The organism is Anaerolineae bacterium (genome assembly GCA_016931895.1).
Taxonomy (GTDB): domain Bacteria; phylum Chloroflexota; class Anaerolineae; order 4572-78; family J111; genus JAFGNV01.
On record JAFGDY010000012.1, the window covers coordinates 1 to 19,695 of the forward strand.

Here is a 19,695-nt window from a genome sequence, read left to right on the forward strand (position 1 = left end):
GGTCTTGAGACCTAATGACAATCGATCTGCCGTGTCCTGTCTTTTTATATTACCACGTTTTTCTCATACTAATGACATGACCTGAATGATTACAATCATTGGCCCAGCTTTTTGAGTTCAGCCTCAAGCTGCTGGTTAGTTAAGGGAATGTAACCAACTTCATTGACGTATTGTTGGCCGTCGGTTAAAATCCAGATGATAAATTCCTTCACCACTCCCTGGGGAGGGCCGTTTGAAACCAGGTTAAGGGCGCGGGCCGGGGGAGAAGGATAGTTCTCTTCGGCTACGGCCTGGATGGCCTGCTCTTTGGTATCGTAAATTTCGGCGGGTTCAGCCTGGCCGTTGGCGTTAACGTCAAGCGGCGCAACGCGCGCTCCGGCCAGGGGCTGGCCTGTGTCGGCATCAAAGGCGTAATTGAGGTTGTTAAAGCCAATGCCCAGGGGGTCTTTGATAACCGCGTCCAATACACCGGGGTCGCCATAAACGCCCACCCCCAGCAGGTCTTCCTGTTTTTTGCCGCCCAGATACTCGGCCCAGGTTGCCGGCGCGCCGGCGGCATCTGAGCGAGTGAAAACATGAATGGGGTCGGTCACTTCAGCCCGGCCCGCCACTTGCCCCCAGGTGGTGATTTCGCCGGTGATGTAAATGCCGATGAGGGTTTCTTGGGTGACACCCTGGCGATGCAAATCATCCCAAACCGGGTTTTTTTCGTTGACGGTCAGAAAAACGGCGTCTTTGGTGACCGCAATCCAGAAAGCCCCTTTGTCAATTTCCTCGGGATAAATCTCCCGGGAAACCATGCCAATGTCTACAGCGTTGGCCAGCGCGTCGGCCATGCCTTTGCCCGCGCCGCCGGCCGAAATATCGAACCGAATCTGAGGATGGGTTTCTTGATAGACTTCGCTCCAGCGGATCATCATTGGATAAAGCGCCCACGCCCCGGAAATGGTAATGGTGTTTGCCGGCCCGCCCCCTGAGTTAGCCCTTGACGACGGCCCACAGCCGGTAATGAGCCAGGTAGAGATGGTAAGCAGGGTAATTAGCCAAATTAGTTTTTTCATTTCTAAATCCTCCAGATTTTTCGACCTGTGCAATAGGTCGAATAATTCCCCGAAGGGGCGGGGAGCTTGGGGGGTAGTTCCCCCCAAGCTCCCCCCTTCCCTGTGCTGCTATTGCACAGGGACAGATTTGTCAAGATATAAAAAGACCACAGACAGTTCTGCGGTCTCTTCTCAGGATAGCAGACCTGTCCCTTCCGGTGCTGACGGGGTTAGCTGACGGGTTAGGGTAGGAAGGCCCCCCTCTCGACGGTGAGATACACCCCACAAGTTGGGTCCCCCGCTCAATTGGCGGTACTGCCTCATCAGGCAGGATGAGCCAAATTGATTAAGCGACAGCAAAATTTATGTGGTTGTTGGTTTGGCAATAAGCACCGGCCGCTCCACCTTGCCCAGAAGGGGGTTGACCACTTCGCCCAATAGCCGGCGCAGCCACCAATCGGCCGGGTCGGCGGCCAGAACAATTAAATCGTAATCTCCTGTAGCTACTTCGCGTTGAATTTGTTGGCAAGGCGCGCCTTGCCGAAACCGTAACTGCCCCACAACTTCCCAATTGGCCAATTGTTGAGCGATCCGGCGCAACTGCCGGCCCAGGGGCGTATCTGTGGCCAGCCAATCGGCCAAACCGTGCGGCATATAAGTAGAAGCTTGTTGATACATAACCGACGTTTCGGGCGTCAGGGCCAAAACGGTGACTATGGCCTTGCTGGGTTGGGCCAGGCGTAAGAGCCAATCTACAGCCATGTTGTCTGTTTCGTAACCCCGCGTGACCAGGAGGATGTTTTTGAGCGGCCAACGAGGTTGCCGAGCCACCAGCACCGAGGTGGGCAGTTGCTCTGCGGCGCGGCAACCGGCCGGGCCGGATAAAATACGTTGGGTCAGCGATTGATCCGGTTCGCCAAAAATAACCAGGTCTTGATTACAGCTTGCTTTTTCGGCTAAATCTTTAAGGTTGGCTTTGCCGTTTTGGGGCATGTGAAAGAAATCAAGTTTGCCGTGAAGCAGTTGGCCCAGGTATTGGGCGTAGGCGGTTATTTTTTCGGCAATGGGGCTATCTTGGTGATAAACCAACAGGCGCAAAGAAGATAACTGGACTTCTTGCGCCCAAATTTCGGCCAATTGCCTATCTATGGCTACCGGGTCGGCCTGGACTACGTAAGGCGCTGCGCCCAGGCCGGTGGCGATAGCGGCATAGGCTGCCTTGTCGGTAGGATCGGCCATGGCCACGGTAATGTGGTCGTTATCTTTGGCCACCGGCAGGGCGTGATACTGAAAGGCCAGGGCCGGCGGCAACCGCCGGGCCAGCCGGGGATTGACCACCAGATTGTCGAGCGTAAAAAACTGGATTGAATGAGAATTTGCCACCCTCATCATCTCACCTCCACCTGTGTTATTCCCAGTATAATGGGGGAAGATGACAAAGGCTGTGATGAAGTTGTGACAAAGTTGTGACAAAAAGTGGCGTTATCTTTCCGGCCCGGCCTGGGTGACGATGGTCCGGTTAATGGGCACGTTATGGAGAAAGTCGCGGCGTTGCTGGGGGTCGGCAATCAAATTGGCCTTGCGCATGGTTTCGGCGTAGGCTTTTTGCAGATAAACTTGCGCCGGGCCGGCCTGGCCCAGGGTGTTTAAGATGCGGTTATGGCCAAAATAAATCTCGGCGGTTGAAATTTGGGGGGAATGTAAATATGTAAGTTGTTCCAGCCGGTCAACGGCAATGCTAGAGCTTTTGCGGGCTTCGGTTAAGTCTCTGAGTTCGTAAAAACTGGCCCCGCGCAAATAATGGCCCAAAAGCTCATGCTCGTAGTGCCCTCCTTCAGCCGTCAACTTGATAATCCGGTTGCTCAGGCGAACCGCGTTGGTTAAGTTTTCTTCCCCACCCAGCAGCCGGTAGTAAGTGGCTAATGCCTGGTAACTTCTGAGGATCAGGGTCAGGTCGTTACGTTCTTCGGCGCGTTGTAAGGCTTGCTCCAGAAATGTGCCGGCCTCGTTGGGTTGCGCGTTGGCCATAGCCACCAACCCCAAGGAAATGAGGGCGTAAATTTGGCCGCGTTGGTGGTTGGAGGTATTAAAGATAACCTGCGCCTGCTGATAATGGTCCAGGGCATGGCCGTAATTGCCCAGGTTATACCAGGCATCGCCCATGTGATACAGGTCCCATCCTACTTGCAGCGAAGCGCCCATATTTTCGGAGATTTTTTTAGCCTGCTGATAATACTGCATGGCTTTGGTATAGTCGTCAACCAGTAAGGCCAGGCCGCCCATGCCCCACAGGGTCCAGGTTTCATTGATCCGGTTGCCGGTTTCCCGGCAAATTTTAAGGGCCTGGTCATAATAAAGGGCCGCTCGCTCCGGGTCGTTGAGGGTATCGCTGTAAATGTGTCCCACCAATTCATTGAGCCGCCCTTCGTGCCGGCGGTCGCCCAAATCTTGGGCAATCATCAGGGCCTCGGCGGCAAACGACATACTGTTAGGGTTACGCCGGGTCCACAAAACGCGCGCAATTTGTTCCATGCAGTATAGCTCGCCGCGCCGGTCGCCGTTTTCTTGGGCCACCTTCAGCCCCTGCCGGGCGATGCTTTCGGCCTGGTTGAGTTTGCCCACTTCCCAATGGTAAGTGGCCTGGCGCGACATGGCCTCGACCCAACGCTGCTTGTCGCCCATGTCTTCGGCCACAGCCAACATCTTCTCCAGCACATTCAACTCGCGTTTGCGATTGCCCAAAAAGTTGAATATCTGCCGGCTGTGGCGCAGCAACTCAAATTGCTGGCCCAGATTGGCCTCCAATTCGTCATTATTCAAGTCTGGCGCCGTATCTTCCAAAATCTCCTGGGCCTGTTCAAAATAATCAACGGCTTCGGCATTGGCGTAAACCCGGTAGGCCGCCTCTCCGGCCCGGCACAGATAGGGCACGGCTTTTTCATCCTGAGCGCCGGCAATCAGATGATGGGCCAGCGCCGCCGGAGCAGGCTCAATCACCTCGGCGGCGGTCAATTGTTCCATGGCCGCGGCTACTTTGCGGTGCAATTGGCGGCGGCGCAGGGGCCGCAGTTCCTCGTATAGCGTTTCCCGGATCAAGGCGTGTTGAAACTGATAGTGAATGTTGATCCCCCGGTCTGTCAGGTGGGCGGGGCGATCAAAAATTTGGCTGACTTCAATGAGTTGGAAACGCAGGGCTTCTTCGATGGCCCACTGGATGGTTTCTTCATCCAGGGCGCTGGCCTCGGCGAGCAGGTCCAGGCTAAAGCCCCGGCCAATTACCGCCGCCAGTTGCAGCAATTCCAGGGTGGGTTTTTTAACCCGTTCCAGCCGTCCCCCCAGCACCGACTTGATACTGCCGGGCACGTGCAACACCCCGGTATCGCGCTGGGCCCAGTGACCTTCGCGCAGGATAAGCTGGCCGTCGGTGGCCAGGTTTTTGATAACCTCTTCAATAAAGAGGGGATTGCCTTCGGTGGCCCGGTAGATGGAGTGGCTGAACTGTTCGCTCACAATGTCGCCCAGCAGGGCTTCGAGCATTTGTTTGACCATCCCCGGCGATAATCGGCGCAGGGCCAGGCGGTGGAGCAGTTCGTTTGACTCCAGGGTGGAAATGAGTTGGTTGATGGGATGAGCATAACTCAAGCCCACGTCCTGGTACGTGCCGGCAATGAGCAGCGGCACGGCTGTGGCCTGGCAGATGAGGGTTTGCAAAATATCCAGGCTGCCGGCGTCGGCAAAGTGGAGGTCGGTTAAAACCAGCAGAGTAGGTTGTTCGTGGGCCATATTCAAGATGAATTTACTGACCTGCTCCATCAGGCGGGCCCGTTCGGCTTCCGGTTCCAGGGGGGGATTGGCCGGAATGTAGCCGATTTTTTCGGCCAGTTGGGGGGCCAATTTGACCACCTCGCCGGCAATGAAGTCGGGGGTTTGGCGGCGCAACACATTGGCCGATTGCTCGCGCACGTAATTGCGCAGGGCGTTGGCAAAAATGGCATAAGGCGTGCCAATGTCTTGCTCACGGGCAATGCCATGCAAAATATAACCATCACGCAGGTTGGCATAGACTTGTAATTCGCGTAGTAAACGATTTTTACCTATACCCGCCTCACCAGAAATCAACGCCAACGACTCAATATCCGGTTCGCCCAAACGGGCCAGGTCCCAACGGCGTTTAAGTTCGGCTAACTCATCATCGCGGCCTATCATTTTGCCCTGGGCAATCCGGTCGAGTAGAATTTGGTGGGAGGCGGTGGCTTCCAGGGCCAGCATCTGTTTGGGCAGGTAACCGGCTGTTTCTTCATCCAGCATGCCTCCCCGCAGGCGGGTGAGGACGGGGGCTAAAGCCTGGCGCACTTCGGCGGCGGCGGCGTAACGTTCGAGGGGTTGTTTGGCCAACAATTTGAGAATGATGGCTTGCAGATCGTCGGGAATGTTGGGGTTGTAGTGTTGCGGCGGCACTACCGGCGCGTGGATGTGTTGGGAGATGATGGTCAGGGGGTCCTCCCCGGAAAAAGGGCGGCGTCCGGTAAGCAACTCATACATGATCACGCCCATCGCGTATAAATCCACCCGATGGTCTCCGCCTTCACCCAGGGCCAGTTCGGGGGCCAGGTAAGAAGCTGTGCCGGCCACCAGACCGTCTTGGGTGAGGCGGGATTGGCCCTGGATCCGGGCCAGGCCAAAATCCATCACTTTCACCTGGTTGTCGGGCGTAATCATTACGTTTTCGGGTTTGAGGTCGCGGTGGATAACCTCGTGCCGGTGGGAATATTCTAGGGCGGCCAGAATGCTGTCTATGATGGGCAGGGATTCGGCAAAAGGCATCAAATCGGGGCTGTAGCTGTTATCAAGCGCCCACAGGTCCTGGCCGGGGATATATTCCATTACCAGGTAAGGCCACCCCTCCTCGGTTTCGGCGTAATCAAAAAGGGTGATGATGTGGGGATGGTTAAGGCGGGCCACGGAGCGAGCCTCGCTGCGAAAGCGTTTCAGTTTATCGGCGGCCATGCCGCCCCGGTCGGTGAGCAGTTTAATGGCTACCGTGCGCCCCAATTCTTCATCTGTGGCTCGGTAAACAATACCGGCTCCGCCTTCACCCAGTTCTTCTTCCAGGCGATAGCGGTTATTGAGCAGGATACCGGCGGTCATTGAGGGCATTCTGGATGGTCGTTTGAACATAATACCCGGTCTCTAATCCTAAATTGAATTTTGCGTAGATTTTACCCACCTGCTCTATTCTAGGCAAACCCCAATGGTCTGTTGCTTACCGTTCCGCGGCTTGGACGATGATGGTCAAGCATCAAGCACTTCTCTTACTTTGCGAGACAGGCTCACGGGCGAAAACGGTTTTGGCAAAAAAGCAATATTTGGATCCAATACTCCGCGTTGAACAATGGCTTTGTCTACATACCCCGACATATAGAGTACCTTTGTTTCTGGATATAAAGCCGTCAATTGCTCGGCCAGGTTGCGGCCGCTCAACCCGCTGGGCATCACCACATCGGTCAGGAGCAGATGAATCGGCCCCTCGTGCTGCCGGCAAACCTCCAGGGCTTCCCGGCCATGGCGGGCTTCAAGCACGCGGTAGCCGTTTTGAACTAAAGCGTACCGGGCCAATTCTCTGACCATATCTTCATCCTCTACCAGCAGAATGGTCTCTGTGCCGCGTAAGGGTTTGCTCAAACCCGGTTCTGCCCCGGCTAAGGGTTTGACCGGCTCAATCTGGGGCAGGTAGATTTGAAAGGTGGCGCCACGCCCCGGCTGGCTGGAAACGGAAAGGCCCCCCTTATTTTGCTGCACAATGCCGTAAACGGTAGCCAGCCCCAACCCCGTGCCTTTGCCCTTTGCTTTGGTGGTAAAAAAAGGTTCAAAGATGTGCGAAAGGGTTTCGGCGTCCATGCCAATGCCGGTATCGCTGACGGTCAGCAGCACATACCGGCCAGGCTCCAGGCCGATGGGCTTGTCTGCGCTGCCGGCACCGAGTTTAAGATTGCTTGTTTTGATGGTCAATTTGCCGCCGTGAGGCATGGCGTCGTAGGCATTGACGGCCAGGTTGAGAATGATGGACTCAATTTGGTTAGCGTCGGCTTTGATGTGGCCCAGGGTTGGGTCCAGAATAGTGATCAGGTCTATATCCTCGCTGATCAGGCGGCGGAGCATTTCGTTGGTGTCGGTGATAATGGCGTTGAGGTCCAATATCTCCGGTTGAATGACCTGCTGGCGGCTAAAGGCCAGCAATTGGCGAGTCAAGGCGGTGGCTCGTTCGCCCGCCTTAAAGATTTGCTCAATGTCTTTGTAGCGCGGATCATGGCGCTCAATATGGCGATGCAGCAGCAGTTCGCTGTAGCCGGTGATAACGGTCAGCAAATTATTAAAGTCGTGGGCCATGCCTCCGGCCAGCCGGCCAATGGCTTCCATTTTTTGCGCTTGCCGCAATTGCTCCTCCAACTGGCGATGTTCCTGGACCAATTGGGCGCGGACCAATACCCCCGATACCTGCTCGGCCACGCTCCGGGCCAGGTTAATTTCTTCAGCGGTGAAGTGGCGCGGCTCGGTGGTATTCAGGCACAAACTCCCAATGATCTCTTGTTTATTGGTAAGGGGCAACAGGAGCAAGGACACTGTGCCGCGCTGGCACATCAGGTGATGCGCCAACACTAACTGTGGGTCGTTTTGGGCGTCATCCACTGTTAAAGGCGTTTTGTGGGCCAGCAGGTTTTGGAATAGACCGTTATTTTTTACCGGCACAATTTGGCCGACGGTGGTTGATTCGTCCCTGGTAGAATATTCGGCAATCACTTTCCCTTCGGTTTTCTCCGGGTTGAAAAGCGTGGCCGCCACCCGGGGCACGTCAAAGGCTGCGGCCAGCTCACGGCAAACCGTTTGCAGAACGGTGTCCGGTTCCAGGCTGGCGGTTGAAGCAGCGATGACCCGGTTGAGCAGAGTCAGTTCGCGGTTGCGGCGCTGCACTTCTTCTTCGGTTCGGTTGCGTTCGGCAATTTCGGCGGCAAGCTGTTTATTGGCTTCAGCCAATTGCGCGGTGCGTTCGGTCACCAACTCTTCCAGATGTTCTCGGTATTGTTTCAGCTCTGCTTCGGCCTGTTTGTGGCGGATGACGTTTTCTACCGTAACCGGCAGGGTTTTGAGGTAATTTCCCTGGGGGTCTTTGGTCAGATAATCCAGGGCGCCGGCTTTCATGGCCTCCACGGCAATGGCTTCGTCGCCGCTGCCGGTGACAATAACAAAAGGCGTGTCGCCCATGTCGGCAAACAGGTCAAAGGCGGTGCCGTCGCCAAGCAAATAGTCAACCAGCACTGCGTCAAAGTGGTTGGCCTGCAAAGCCTGCCTGGCTTCTGACACGGAAGTGGCCAGCACGTAGTCGTAAGGCAGCTGCTCCTGTTTCACCAAACGCTCAAAGGCCATCCGGTCAACCTGGTCATCTTCAAGCAGCAAAATTTTAATTCTTTCTTCCATTGCTTTACCCCTCGGGCGGCAGTTCGCTCAAGGTCCAATAGGCGTCAAGGGTGCGGACCATCTCTACAAATTGTTTATACTCAATGGGCTTGAGTAAATACCCGGCTGCGCCCAGATTGAAACTGTCTATCTTATCTTGCACCTCACCGGATGAGGTTAGCACGACGACCGGAATTCTTTTGAGCGTTTTGTCTTGTTTGACCAGGCCCAGGAACTCGATGCCGTTCATGCGGGGCATGTTCAAATCCAACAGAATCAGGCCCGGCTTTTCCTGGTTCGGCGCTTGTAGTAGATGCAGGGCTTCCTCGCCGTCGCCGGCCAGGTAAAGGCGATTGCTTACTTTGATTTCCTGCAAGGCTCGTTTGACGATCATGGCGTCTACCTGGTCGTCTTCCACAAGTAGAATGGGTTTAGTGTTTCTCAAGGTTGTTTGCCTCTTTCTGGGGAAAAGTAAAAAAGAAAGCGCTCCCCCGGCCAATTTCCGATTCAACCCAAATCTTGCCCCCCCAGGCCTCAATGATTTTTTTGACCAGGGCCAGCCCAATGCCGGTGCTTTCGGGGTCGTCACGGGGGGCCAGGGTTTGAAACACTTGAAAGATTTTGGGGTAGTATTTTTCTTCAATGCCGGGGCCGTTGTCGGCAATGCTAAAGGTCCAGCCGGCAGCTTGCGCTACACAGTTAATTCTAATCTGGCCTTCTGGCTTGTCAATAAATTTAATGGCGTTGGCCAGCAAGTTTTGAAAAACCTGCTCCAGCCGGGTTGGTTCACCAACCACAAGGGGCAACTTGTTTTCAAGCGTTACCCGGATATGCTCCGGCGGGGCTAACATTTCAACAACTTCTCGCACCAGTTGGTTAAGATCAATCTTTCTTTCTTTTTCTGCCAGGCGACCCACCCGCGAATATTGCAGAATGTCTTCAATGAGGTTGTGCATCCGCCGGGTGCGGTGGTTTAGCAATTGCAGCATCTCTTGCCCCTCTTTATCCAGCGTTTCTTTATAGTCTGCTGAAATCCAATCGGCCAATTGGGTAATGGCCCGCAGCGGCGCTTTTAAATCGTGCGAAACCACATAGGCAAAATCTTCCAATTCCTGGTTGGCTACCTGCAATTTGCGGGCAGTCCGCTCCAGATTGCGGTTGGTTGTTTGCAGGTCTGCCAGCAGTTTGGTCATAGCGTTGTTAAGTTGCTCAATTTCTGTCACCCGTTCGTTCAGTTCGGCGGTCCGCGCGGCGACCAATTCTTCCAGGTGATCGCGGTATTGTATTAGCTCCTCTTCGGCTCGCTTGCGCCGGCTAATATCTTTCATGATAATCACAAAAGATACCGGTTGACCTTTCGCATCCAGGATGGCGCTGCTGGAGACTTCGGCCGGGAATTGGCGACCATTTTTGGTGATAAGGGTGTATTGACTCTCCCCCCGCGTGCCCTGTTTGAGGGTTTTTTGGATATTTTTTCCGGCCTGGCGCCTGTCCTGGGGAGCCACCAGGTCCAGCCCGTTTTGGCCAATAAGGTCTTTTTCGGTGGTAAAACCAAATTCATTTAAGGCGGCCTGGTTGCAGGCCGTGATATGGCCGGTTAAATCGGAAACGATAATGGCATCGGGCGAGGAGAGGAATATTTTGCGAATTTTTTCTTCGCTCTCCCGCAGCGCCTCTTGCGAAACTTCTAATTGTCTGGTCCGTTCGGTTACTTCTTGTTGGCGTTGGGCCAGCGATTGGGCCATTGTGGTAAAAGAGCGGGCCAGGTCGCCGATTTCATTATTGACCGCCAGCAGTTGAGGATCAATTTGAATGCCCAACTGGCCCCGGGCAATATCTTCAGCCGCATGCCTGAATTTGACAATGGGCCTGGCAATGGACCGGGAAACGGACAAGGCAATGACGATACTGATAATAATCAACACCGCAGAGGCAATGAGAATGTTGTTTCTTAAGCCAAAAATTGGTTTTAAAACCTCTTCCACATCATAGTCTACCACCAGCACCCAAGGCAGTCCGGCAAACTCTCGATATCCCCTGGAGGAAGTGTAGGCAAACAGCTTTTCCCGGCCGGCCTCCTCAACCACAAAAAAACCGCTCTCAGCCTCTATCCTTTTAAAAAATGTTTTATCAGATATATCCTCCAAAAATCTAAACGGTTTGGTGGCGTAAATTCTGCGGCCATCCTGGGTCAGTAATTCAATCTCGGCGGTTTCGTATTTTCTGGCGGCAAATTCGGCTTCCCTGGCAATGCCGCCTACCGGCACCACCGCTTTGATCACGCCCAACCGGTTTCCCCCGTCATCGTCAATGCTAACGGCCATACTGATCCCATACGTGCCCGTACTTTCGTCGTACTCCATGTTGCTCACATAAAAATCTTGTTCTTGGGCCTTCTGCCACCATTCTTCATCGTCCTGCCTGTAATCAGAAGTTTTGCCGGTTTGGGCCACATTTGCGCCATATTTGTTGGTCACCAATATTTCGTCAAAAATGGCGTAGCCATATTTTTTCTCATACATTTTAATAAATACGGCGTTTAACTCGGCTGATAATTCATTGTTTAGGAGGGCTTGCATAAAAGGGGTGACAGTTTGGACCGGGGCGGCGGTCCATGCTTGATCCTTTTCTGTGATATATGCCTGCGCATCCTTGAGCTGATCAAATTCCCGGTTCGACCCGGCCACTACTTTTTGCAAGGTTAAATCTTGAGTGTATTTTTGCAGCTCCTCAAGCCGGAAATAAAGGTTATGGTCTATTCCTTTTAACATTTCATCGGCCAAAAAAACAGACCCTCTGCCCACAGATGCCTGTAAAGCTTCTTGGCTCACCCACACCGCATACAAGGCCAGGGCCGCCAGCAGCACCACCACCAGCGTAAACCCCGCCGTTAATCTGACGCCTATGCCTATCCGTCTCCTGCTCATCGGTACTTAACCTCGCCGTTGACAATCTGGGCCGGATGGAAGGGAAAGCCTATCTCGTGTTCGCCGGGGGCAACATTGAGTTCGCCAAAAACGCCTGGATAAGTAAACCCTTGTTCCAACAGCTTTTTCACTTGCTCTCTTGAAATCTCTTTACCTTCCAGCAGACCGGCAAGCAACTTGATGAGGTCATAACCGCCCGCCGCATAATGATTAAAGGGTTTGCCATATTTGGCCTCGTACTTTTCGCTGACTTCCCGGGCATAGAGAAAATCTGGCGCGTAAATGATGGGCGCAACCACATAAACGCCGTTTGCCTCCGGCAGGCTTCTGACCGCAGGCACGCTGGCGTTTCCCGCCGCCAGGATAGGCCCGTTGTAGCCCGCCTCCTGCACTTGTTTGAACAGGCTTTCCAGGTGGCCGGGATTCACGGCCACATAGATGGCCTCGGTATTTTTGAGCCGGGCGAGCTGTTTTTGGAAGTTAAGGCTTTGGCCGTCAAAAGACTCCCCGCTAACAACGCCGCCGGCTTTTTCAAATTCCGCACGGGCTAAGACAAAAAAGGAGCGCCCGAAAGCGTCATCAATATAGATAACGCCTAAATTTTTGACCCTCAACTCGGCCAAAATGGCTAAAATAGGGGGAACTTCATCTCTGGCGGTGGAAAAATACCGGAACACCCATTCGTTTTGCCGGGTAAATTCCGGGGCGGTGGTAGCCAAACCGATCAGCACCACCTGATTTTTTTGGGCCAGGGGGGCCAAAGCAATACTCACCCCACTCAACGTTGAAGCATACAAAATGGGGTGGTGGGTTGCTTCTATGGTATTGAACGCTGCTTCACCTTTTAGTGGGTCTGCTTGGCTGTCTGCAATAATCAATTCTATCTTCTGGCCGTTAACCCCACCCCAGGTATTGATCTGGTCAACGGCCAACAGCATGCCATCCCTGGTTTCCTCGCCCACATACATGGTTGAACCGGACAGCGAGAGAATAGCCCCTATTTTGATGGTTTTTTCTCCCTTCCACAGTATAAAAAATAGAGCCAGCAAGGCTATCACTGCCAGCCCAACCCCGGCATTGATAATTTCTTTTGGGCCAAATTTGGCCTGGATTTGGGATAGGGTTTGTTTCATCTTGCCTCTCCTCACTAAGCGGACTCCAAGGCCTCCCGCACCTTACGCGCCAGGGTGCTGGGCATAAACGGTTTCTGGAGAAAAGCTATCTCTGAAGCCAAGATGTCGGGCTGAAAAATGGCATCGGTAGCGTAACCAGACATATAGAGCACTTTTGTCTCTGGATAAATGGCCGTTATCTGTTCGGCCAGGTCGTGTCCGCTCAAACCGCCGGGCATGACGATGTCGGTGAGGAGTAAATGGATTGGGCCGGCGTGTTCTTGGACAATTTTGAGCGCCTCCCGGCCGTGCCGGGCCACCAACACCCGGTAGCCATCTTGATGCAAGGCATACTGCGTCAATTCCCGAACCATTTCATCATCCTCTACCAGCAGGATTGTTTCTGTGCCGCGCGAGGGAGCAGCGGCAGCCCGTCCTTGGCCGGCCGACTCTATGGTTTCTTTATGGCGGGGCAGATAGATTTGAAACGTAGTGCCCTGCCCTGGCTGGCTGGTAACAGTGATGTGTCCCTCGCTCTGCTGCACCACGCCATAAACAATAGATAGGCCCAGCCCGGTGCCCCGGCCATATTCTTTGGTGGTAAAAAAAGGTTCAAAAATGTGCGATAGAGTCTTCCGGTCCATCCCGATGCCGGTGTCGCTCACCGAGAGCAGCACGTATGGACCTGGTTTCAAGTCAAGGTGCTGGCCGGCCGTCTCCTCGTCCAGATCAACATTGGTGGTCTCAATGGTCAATTTGCTGCCCTGGGGCATGGCATCGCGGGCGTTGACCGCCAGGTTCATAATGATTTGCTCAATTTGGCCCGGGTCGGTTTTTACCCGGCCTAACATTGGCTCAAGCGAGGTGACCAGCTCAATGTTTTCACTGATCAAACGCCGGAGCAATTCGTTCATTTCGGTGATCACAATATTAAGGTCTATGACCTCCGCCTGGATCATTTGCTGGCGGCTAAAGACCAGCAATTTGCGGGTCAACGCTGAGGCGCGTTTACCGGCTTTGTAAATCTGTTCCAGGTCGGTGTGTTGCGGGTCTGCCGGGTCGGCGTGATGTTGTAACAAAATTTCACTATAGCCGGTGATAACGGTAAGCAGGTTGTTAAAATCGTGAGCAATACCGGCGGCCAGTTGGCCGACGGTGGCCAACCTTTCTTGCTGCTGGACGCGCCGCTCAATTTCGCGTTCCTGGGTTACGTCGCGGATAACCAGCACCCAGCCGCCAGGATCGGAGTCGGTTTCAAGGGCGCGCGCGATAACTTCAAAGGAGCCGTTTTCCACGGTAACAGCGTGCCATAACCCTTTGGGGGGAGCGGAGAGGAGTTCTGTTAGCGAACGGTTGCCCAGATGAGTAAGAGCATCGCCCGGCTTGGCGTCTCCCAAAACAGCCAGATTATTGACGGCTACCGGGTTGGCCAGAATGATTTTGCCCTGGGTATTCAAAAAGAGAACGCCTTCCGGGACCGTGTCTACAATTTGTTGGACTTGCCGGGCCTGGGCTTGAATTTGGGCCAGCAGTTGTTCCAATTGCACATTGGCCTGTTTCAGGTCGGCGGCGTATTGGGCGCGGGTAACCGCCACGCCAATTTGGTTGCCAATGGTAGCCATCAACTCAACTTCGTGTTGGTTAAAGTTGCGCCTGGCCCGCAAGGCGATGCCCAGGGCGCCTACCACCGGCTGTTGGCGATCTGTTTCGTCCCCTGCTTTCAAGGGCACACATAAACATGAATGAAATCCACTCTTAGCCGCCAGTTTGGTCAGCCAGGGGTCGTTGGCAAAATCCTCGCCGCGATGAGGTTGCCCCCTCTGGGCCACCTGGCCGATGATACCCTCTCCCAGGGGAATAGACCGGGCCGACTTGGCCAGGGGTTCAGGCAAGCCGCGCAGGGCCACAATGCTCAATTGGCCGGTGGTGGGGTTGAGCAGCCAGACTACGCCGCCGTCGGCCTCAAGGGCGGCTATGGCGGCCTCAATCGCCCGGTCGAGCATGCTGTCCAGGTCCAGGGGCGCGCTGATGGCTTCGGAGACGCGGTTGAGCGCATGCAGTTCACGGTTTTGCGCCCGCAAGTCTTTTACCTGGCGGGCTACCTCGGCCTCCAGCGAACGGTTGAGTTGTTCCAATTCACGTTGGTAACGGTCGCGCTCAGCCCTCAACCGCGCTCTTTCCAACACCCGTTCCACCACCACGGCAATTTCGGCCATATCCTGAATGGGTTTGGTTACGTAATCCCACGCGCCCTGGCGGATGGCTTCGATGGCATCGCTTAATACGCCGGTGCCGGAGACAACAATTAAGGGCAGTTCGGGTTGTTCCGCCTTGAGGGCCGTGATCACTTTTAGCCCATCCACCCGCGGCATGCGCAAATCTACCAAGATCATGTGGAACCGTTGGGAGCGGGCCTGCTTCAGGCCCTCGGCTCCGTCGGGCGCGGTGAAGGTTTTATAGCCACATTCGGCCAGGTAATCGGCCAGGGTGCGCCGGATGAGGGGTTCATCGTCTATGATCAAAATGTGTTCGCGGGTGGCTTGCTCGTGCGCCGGCGAGCGAGTAGATTCCGTTTTTTTGGCCATAAATTGATTCTCCTGATTTTTTAGGATAGGCTCATTTGTTCAATGAGGTTTGTTCGATGAAGGTTACAAAAATTTGCATGTCGAGCACAGGTTTGCGCACAATGTGGCCTTCTGATAACCCCAGCTCTTCTAAGGACAACGGCAGCGTAAATTGTAGGGAGCCGGTATAGATAATAAAACGGGTGCCGGGCGCAACCCGGTGGAGCGCGAGAATGGTTTCAACGCCATCCGGGCCAGGCATGCGGATATCTACAATACACACGTCAAAACTGTGTTCTTGCTGGAGTTGCAGGGCTGTTTGGCCGTTGCTGGCCGCAACCGTCTCGTAACCTGCTTCTCGCAAAAAATCGGCCAGGGAGATACGGGTCAACCGCTCGTCGTCTACCACCAAAATGCGTTTGCTGGCCATAATACCCTCCTTACAAAAATAATAGAGCCTTAGCCCGATATTGGTAATTCTACCACAAAGCGCGTGCCGCCTTCAGTCGCCGGTTCAATAAAAAGTTGTCCCTGGTGGCGCTCAACCACAATGGTCCAGCATAGCCACAGGCCCAGGCCCGTGCCTTCGCCCACCTCTTTGGTGGTAAAAAACGGTTCAAAGAGTCTTTCTTGCATCTCTTCCGGTATGCCCGGCCCGTTGTCTTCTATTTCCAATCTGACCCACCCGCGATTTTGGGTTTCTGATTTCCGGTTTTTAATTTCGGCCCGATACAACGTGCGTAAGGTCAAACGCCCCCTCTCCTCTCTTTTTTCTTCTCTTGCCCTGGCCATAGCCTGGGCGGCGTTCCGCACCAAATTGAGAATCACCTGTTGAATCTGCTGTCCATCACAAATAATTTCCGGCAGGTCGGTTGCCAGTTCTAAAATAATCTCAACGTGGCGAAAATCATACTTTTTCTTTAAGTCATAATCGGCGGCGGCCAGGGCCAGGGTTTGTTCTACCAGCCTGTTCAGGTGATGGGGCGCAGCCGCAGAAGAGGTTTTGCGGGAGAAGCTGAGAAGATCGGCCACAATTTTGGCCGCCCGTGCGCCGGTGTTGCGGATACCGTCCAGGTATTCCAGCAGGCCGCGTTCTTGCAGATAACGCGCCAGTCCCTCGGGGTCAACGCCATATTCTTGCAGCGATTCGCGGGTGCGAGGCCGGTTGGGATCAAAGGCCAGTTGCAACATCTGGGCGCTCTGGATCATGGCCCCCAGGGGATTGTTGATTTCGTGGGCCACGCCTGCGGCCAGGCCGCCCACACTGGCCATTTTGGCCGACTGTAACATTATCTCCTCCAGTTGCACCCGCTGGGTAACGTCGTCAATACGCAGCACCGCCCCTTCAATATCGTTGGCCTCAAGAGGAAAAACGCTCACGTCCCTATAGCTGGTTCCGGCTTCAGAGAGAAGTTGTTCCCGGTGCAGATGCGCCACGCGGCCTTGGTTGATGACTTGCTCAAAGATTTGGCGGTATTGTTCCAGTTCCGGGCATGTTTGCCAGAGTGATTGGCCCTGCATCTGGCCGGCCTTTTGTCCGGTCAGAATTTCGGCGGCCGGATTCCAGGTTAAAACTCGTCCGGCGGGGTCCAGGGTGATCAGGGCCGAGGGCATGGAGTCGGTGATATTTTGCAGCAGGTGCTGCAACCGCAAAATTTCAGCTTCGGCCTGTACGCGTTCGGTAATCTCCCGATCAATGCCGATGGTGAGCAGCCTATCCCCTCTTTTCACCTGAACCGCCGTATATTCAACTATATTTTCCCGGCCATCAGGCCGCAGCCAGGAGAAAGTTCCTTTAAAAGCCCCCCTTGTTTGCATCAAGTCTATAAAATCTCGCCGACTCAAGTCGAGGCCGTTGCCACTGGCCCGCTGCACCAATAGCGTATTGCCAATCTCCAAGAGTTCCTGTTTGCTGCGCCCGGCAATTTGGGCGTAACGGGCATTACAATCTATCAGGGCGCGGGTGTCGCTTTCTGGGAATTCTGCATGCACGCTGATGCCGTCAAAGGCATTGTCGAAGATCAGGCGTAACATCTCTTCAGATTCCCGCAGCGCTTTTTCGGCCTGCTTCTGGGCGGTTACGTCGCGAGTGACGCCAAAAATAAGATTCTGGTCTGGCAGAGGAAACGAGTTCCACGAAAACCAACGGTAAGAGCCATCTTTGCAGCGGTACCGATTTTCAAACGTGATGACCGCCTGACCGGCCGCCAGTTGTTCCCCGGTGGCAATGGTAGCTTGATGGTCTTCAGGATGGACAAAGTCAAGCCACGGTTTGCTCAATAGTTCTTCTTCTGTCCAGCCCAGGGTTTTTACCCAGGCCGGATTGACCTGTTTCAGAAAGCCGTCAAATCCGGCCACGCCTAACAGGTCTATGGATAGATTGAATAAACGGTCGCGTTCTGCTTCGGCCTGTTTGCGCGCGGTGATGTCTAAAAAGGTGGTTGCCATTTTTCCCGGCGCAGTCTGGAAGGCATACACTTCAAATATGCCGCTAATTTGCCGATCCTGGTAGGTGATTTGACGGGTGTGCCAGGTCTGACCCTCGGCGGCGGCCAGGCGATATTTTTCTGGGACTTCTGTTTCAGTAAGGTGGGGAAAGGCCTCTTCAATGGTTTTGCCGATAAATTGGCCGTTGTCCACGCCCAAAATTTTGTCGGCGGCCGGGTTGGCCCCGGTAAAAACCAGCCTGCCGTCAGGCTCTAATTGATACATGTGCATTCCCATGGGGATAGACTCGATGATGTGGCGAAATTTTTCCTCGCTCTCGCGCAGGTGTTCCTGGGTTTGGATGAGTTCATTGATTTCACGGGTCACGCCTACCAGGCCAATAATCTGGCCCGCCGTGTTCCGGATAGGGGCTTTGGTGGTCAAGGTCCAGTTGATTTGCCCATTTTCCAGGGGCCTGCTCTCGATCAGGGCCGTGATCGGCTGGCCGGTTTCTATAAGCTGCCGGTCTTCGGCCAGGGTTTTGCGGCCAAACTCTTCTCCAAATAGTTCTACATCCGTTTTACCGATGGCTTGACTCATATCGCCCAGGTTCAGGTCTTGCAACATTTTGCGGTTGACCCTGGTCAACCGGCATTTCCAGTCCTTAAAATAAATACTGTCGGGGATGTTATCCAGGAGGGCATCTAGCAGAGCCTTTTCACTCTGCAAGGCTTCTTCAATTTGCTTGCGCTCGGCAATCTCCTGCTGTAACTGCTGATTGGCCGTAGCCAGGGCTTGGGTTCGCTCGATAACTTTTTGTTCCAGTTGTTCGGTGAGTTCTCGCAACCGTAAATGGGTGCGAATCCGGGCCGATGCTTCTTCAACCTGGAGCGGTTTGGTGATATAATCAACGGCTCCTACCTGAAACCCTTTGAGCTTATACTCCTCCTCGGTCAGGCCGGTCATAAAAATCACCGGAATATCTTGCAGGTCCGGATTTTCTTTCAGTCGCCGGCATGTTTCAAAACCATCTATCCCCGGCATTAGAATGTCTAGCAGAATAAGATCAGGTCGGCCCAGCCTGGCCCGCTCAAGCCCATTTTCCCCGCTGCGGGCCATCAAAACTTTGCAGCCCATATCTTCCAGATAACGGGCGGTGCTTTTTAGACTGAGCGGATCATCTTCAATGATCAAGATGGTTTGTTCTTTAGCCTCATTGGCCGGATTTTCAGCGGTTACATTCATTCATCTACTCCTGACCTGCCCGGATTATCGGCGCGTTTTTGAGAAATGATAATATAGAATATTATACCGCATCTTTGCCCAATATAACACCATTTTATGGCATAACCCAGCAGGCTACTGCCTGATGAAATGTCAGTCGCTAAAATTTGACAAACGTTTTATCTTGAGTATATTTTCCTGGTCTTTATTACTTGAGCAAATATTTTTTAACGCTAACTATTTGTAGCTATAAATATATTCCCAAATTCCACTTTGTTTATGACCATCTCCATTTCCAGAGAAGAACGCATTCGCGCCATCAAAGACTCATTTCATTACCTCATGTGGGTGGCCCTGCGGCAACTCACGCATTTATTGCAACCCTTTGGCTTGACCTTTCCCCAATATATCACGCTGGCCTCCTTGGCCGCCCATCAGCAGGCTTGCCCTATGCGAGACTTGACCAACGTTACCTTTCAAGACCCGCCCACTATGACCGGCATTATTGACCGGCTGGTCAAAATGGAATTGGTGCAACGCAGCCGCAGCGAGGTAGACCGGCGAATAGTGCTGGTAGAAGCCACCCCGGCCGGGATGAACTTGGTCAAGCGCATCAACGCAGAAATGGTGCAAGACGCGCTCACGGGCTATGCCAGGCTGTCCGACGATGAACTGGCCATGCTTGAACAACTTTTTACCCACAAACTGCGGATGCACGTGGGCCGATACAAATCATTGGCCGCCGACGAATGGGACGCTGAAATTGAAAAATTGCGCCGGTTTGTCAGTGATCCTATTCATTATGCTAAATTAGAGGATGGAAAGAGTCCATAGTACTTTTTAGAGAGAAAAAGGTGATAATCACTTTTTGACTCTCACCTGATAGATTTTAAAACTTATGAGTACTTGTGTCGTATAAAAAATTAGATCTACCGGCCAAACCAAAATT

General features: G+C 53.7%; 11 protein-coding genes. 1 reads left to right on the forward strand and 10 read right to left on the reverse strand.

Translation table 11 applies throughout. The features are described from left to right. Positions 1–95: 95 nt before the first annotated feature. The 10 genes from JW953_01005 to JW953_01050 form a co-directional block, all read right to left on the reverse strand. Entirely contained in the window at positions 96–1,061 is a 966-nt protein-coding gene (locus tag JW953_01005) for a substrate-binding domain-containing protein (GenBank protein ID MBN1991253.1), read from the reverse strand. 342 nt (positions 1,062–1,403) lie between these two features. Next, on the reverse strand, positions 1,404–2,432 hold the full coding sequence (locus tag JW953_01010) for a universal stress protein (protein MBN1991254.1): 1,029 nt from the start codon (positions 2,430–2,432) through the stop codon (positions 1,404–1,406). A 90-nt stretch (positions 2,433–2,522) separates the two neighbouring features. Beyond that, complete coding sequence (locus JW953_01015; GenBank protein ID MBN1991255.1) at positions 2,523–6,218, reverse strand: protein kinase; 3,696 nt, start codon at positions 6,216–6,218, stop codon at positions 2,523–2,525. Positions 6,219–6,332: 114 nt separating this feature from the next. Beyond that, positions 6,333–8,513 carry a response regulator gene (locus JW953_01020; protein ID MBN1991256.1) on the reverse strand — a complete coding sequence of 727 codons (2,181 nt, stop codon included), beginning with the start codon at positions 8,511–8,513 and terminating at the stop codon, positions 6,333–6,335. Between the two features lie 4 nt (positions 8,514–8,517). Beyond that, entirely contained in the window at positions 8,518–8,937 is a 420-nt protein-coding gene (locus JW953_01025; protein ID MBN1991257.1) for a response regulator, read from the reverse strand. Continuing rightward, the gene (locus tag JW953_01030) at positions 8,924–11,419 is read right to left on the reverse strand and encodes a PAS domain S-box protein (GenBank protein ID MBN1991258.1); all 2,496 of its coding nucleotides are present in this window, start codon (positions 11,417–11,419) and stop codon (positions 8,924–8,926) included. Before JW953_01030 ends, JW953_01025 begins: the two co-directional genes overlap by 14 nt. Continuing rightward, entirely contained in the window at positions 11,416–12,552 is a 1,137-nt protein-coding gene (locus JW953_01035; GenBank protein ID MBN1991259.1) for an ABC transporter substrate-binding protein, read from the reverse strand. Before JW953_01035 ends, JW953_01030 begins: the two co-directional genes overlap by 4 nt. Positions 12,553–12,566: 14 nt before the next feature. Then, positions 12,567–15,116 (reverse strand): response regulator, encoded by a 2,550-nt coding sequence (locus tag JW953_01040; protein MBN1991260.1) that lies wholly within the window; start codon positions 15,114–15,116, stop codon positions 12,567–12,569. Between the two features lie 31 nt (positions 15,117–15,147). Beyond that, complete coding sequence (locus JW953_01045) at positions 15,148–15,525, reverse strand: response regulator (GenBank protein MBN1991261.1); 378 nt, start codon at positions 15,523–15,525, stop codon at positions 15,148–15,150. 29 nt (positions 15,526–15,554) lie between these two features. Continuing rightward, a complete protein-coding gene (locus JW953_01050) occupies positions 15,555–18,767 on the reverse strand; it encodes a PAS domain S-box protein (GenBank protein MBN1991262.1) in 3,213 nt (1,070 codons plus the stop codon). A 258-nt stretch (positions 18,768–19,025) separates the two neighbouring features. Between JW953_01050 and JW953_01055 the strand changes: the two genes are divergently transcribed. Beyond that, the gene (locus JW953_01055; GenBank protein MBN1991263.1) at positions 19,026–19,580 is read left to right on the forward strand and encodes a MarR family transcriptional regulator; all 555 of its coding nucleotides are present in this window, start codon (positions 19,026–19,028) and stop codon (positions 19,578–19,580) included. The last annotated feature ends 115 nt before the right edge of the window (positions 19,581–19,695 follow it).

Bases quoted from the DNA above. Each gene is read 5' to 3' on its own strand.
- JW953_01005 (MBN1991253.1), bottom strand. From the start codon at position 1,061: ATGAAAAAACTAATTTGGCTAATTACCCTGCTTACCATCTCTACCTGG.
- JW953_01010 (MBN1991254.1), bottom strand. From the start codon at position 2,432: ATGATGAGGGTGGCAAATTCTCATTCAATCCAGTTTTTTACGCTCGAC.
- JW953_01015 (MBN1991255.1), bottom strand. From the start codon at position 6,218: ATGTTCAAACGACCATCCAGAATGCCCTCAATGACCGCCGGTATCCTG.
- JW953_01020 (MBN1991256.1), bottom strand. From the start codon at position 8,513: ATGGAAGAAAGAATTAAAATTTTGCTGCTTGAAGATGACCAGGTTGAC.
- JW953_01030 (MBN1991258.1), bottom strand. From the start codon at position 11,419: ATGAGCAGGAGACGGATAGGCATAGGCGTCAGATTAACGGCGGGGTTT.
- JW953_01035 (MBN1991259.1), bottom strand. From the start codon at position 12,552: ATGAAACAAACCCTATCCCAAATCCAGGCCAAATTTGGCCCAAAAGAA.
- JW953_01040 (MBN1991260.1), bottom strand. From the start codon at position 15,116: ATGGCCAAAAAAACGGAATCTACTCGCTCGCCGGCGCACGAGCAAGCC.
- JW953_01045 (MBN1991261.1), bottom strand. From the start codon at position 15,525: ATGGCCAGCAAACGCATTTTGGTGGTAGACGACGAGCGGTTGACCCGT.
- JW953_01050 (MBN1991262.1), bottom strand. From the start codon at position 18,767: ATGAATGTAACCGCTGAAAATCCGGCCAATGAGGCTAAAGAACAAACC.
- JW953_01055 (MBN1991263.1), top strand. From the start codon at position 19,026: ATGACCATCTCCATTTCCAGAGAAGAACGCATTCGCGCCATCAAAGAC.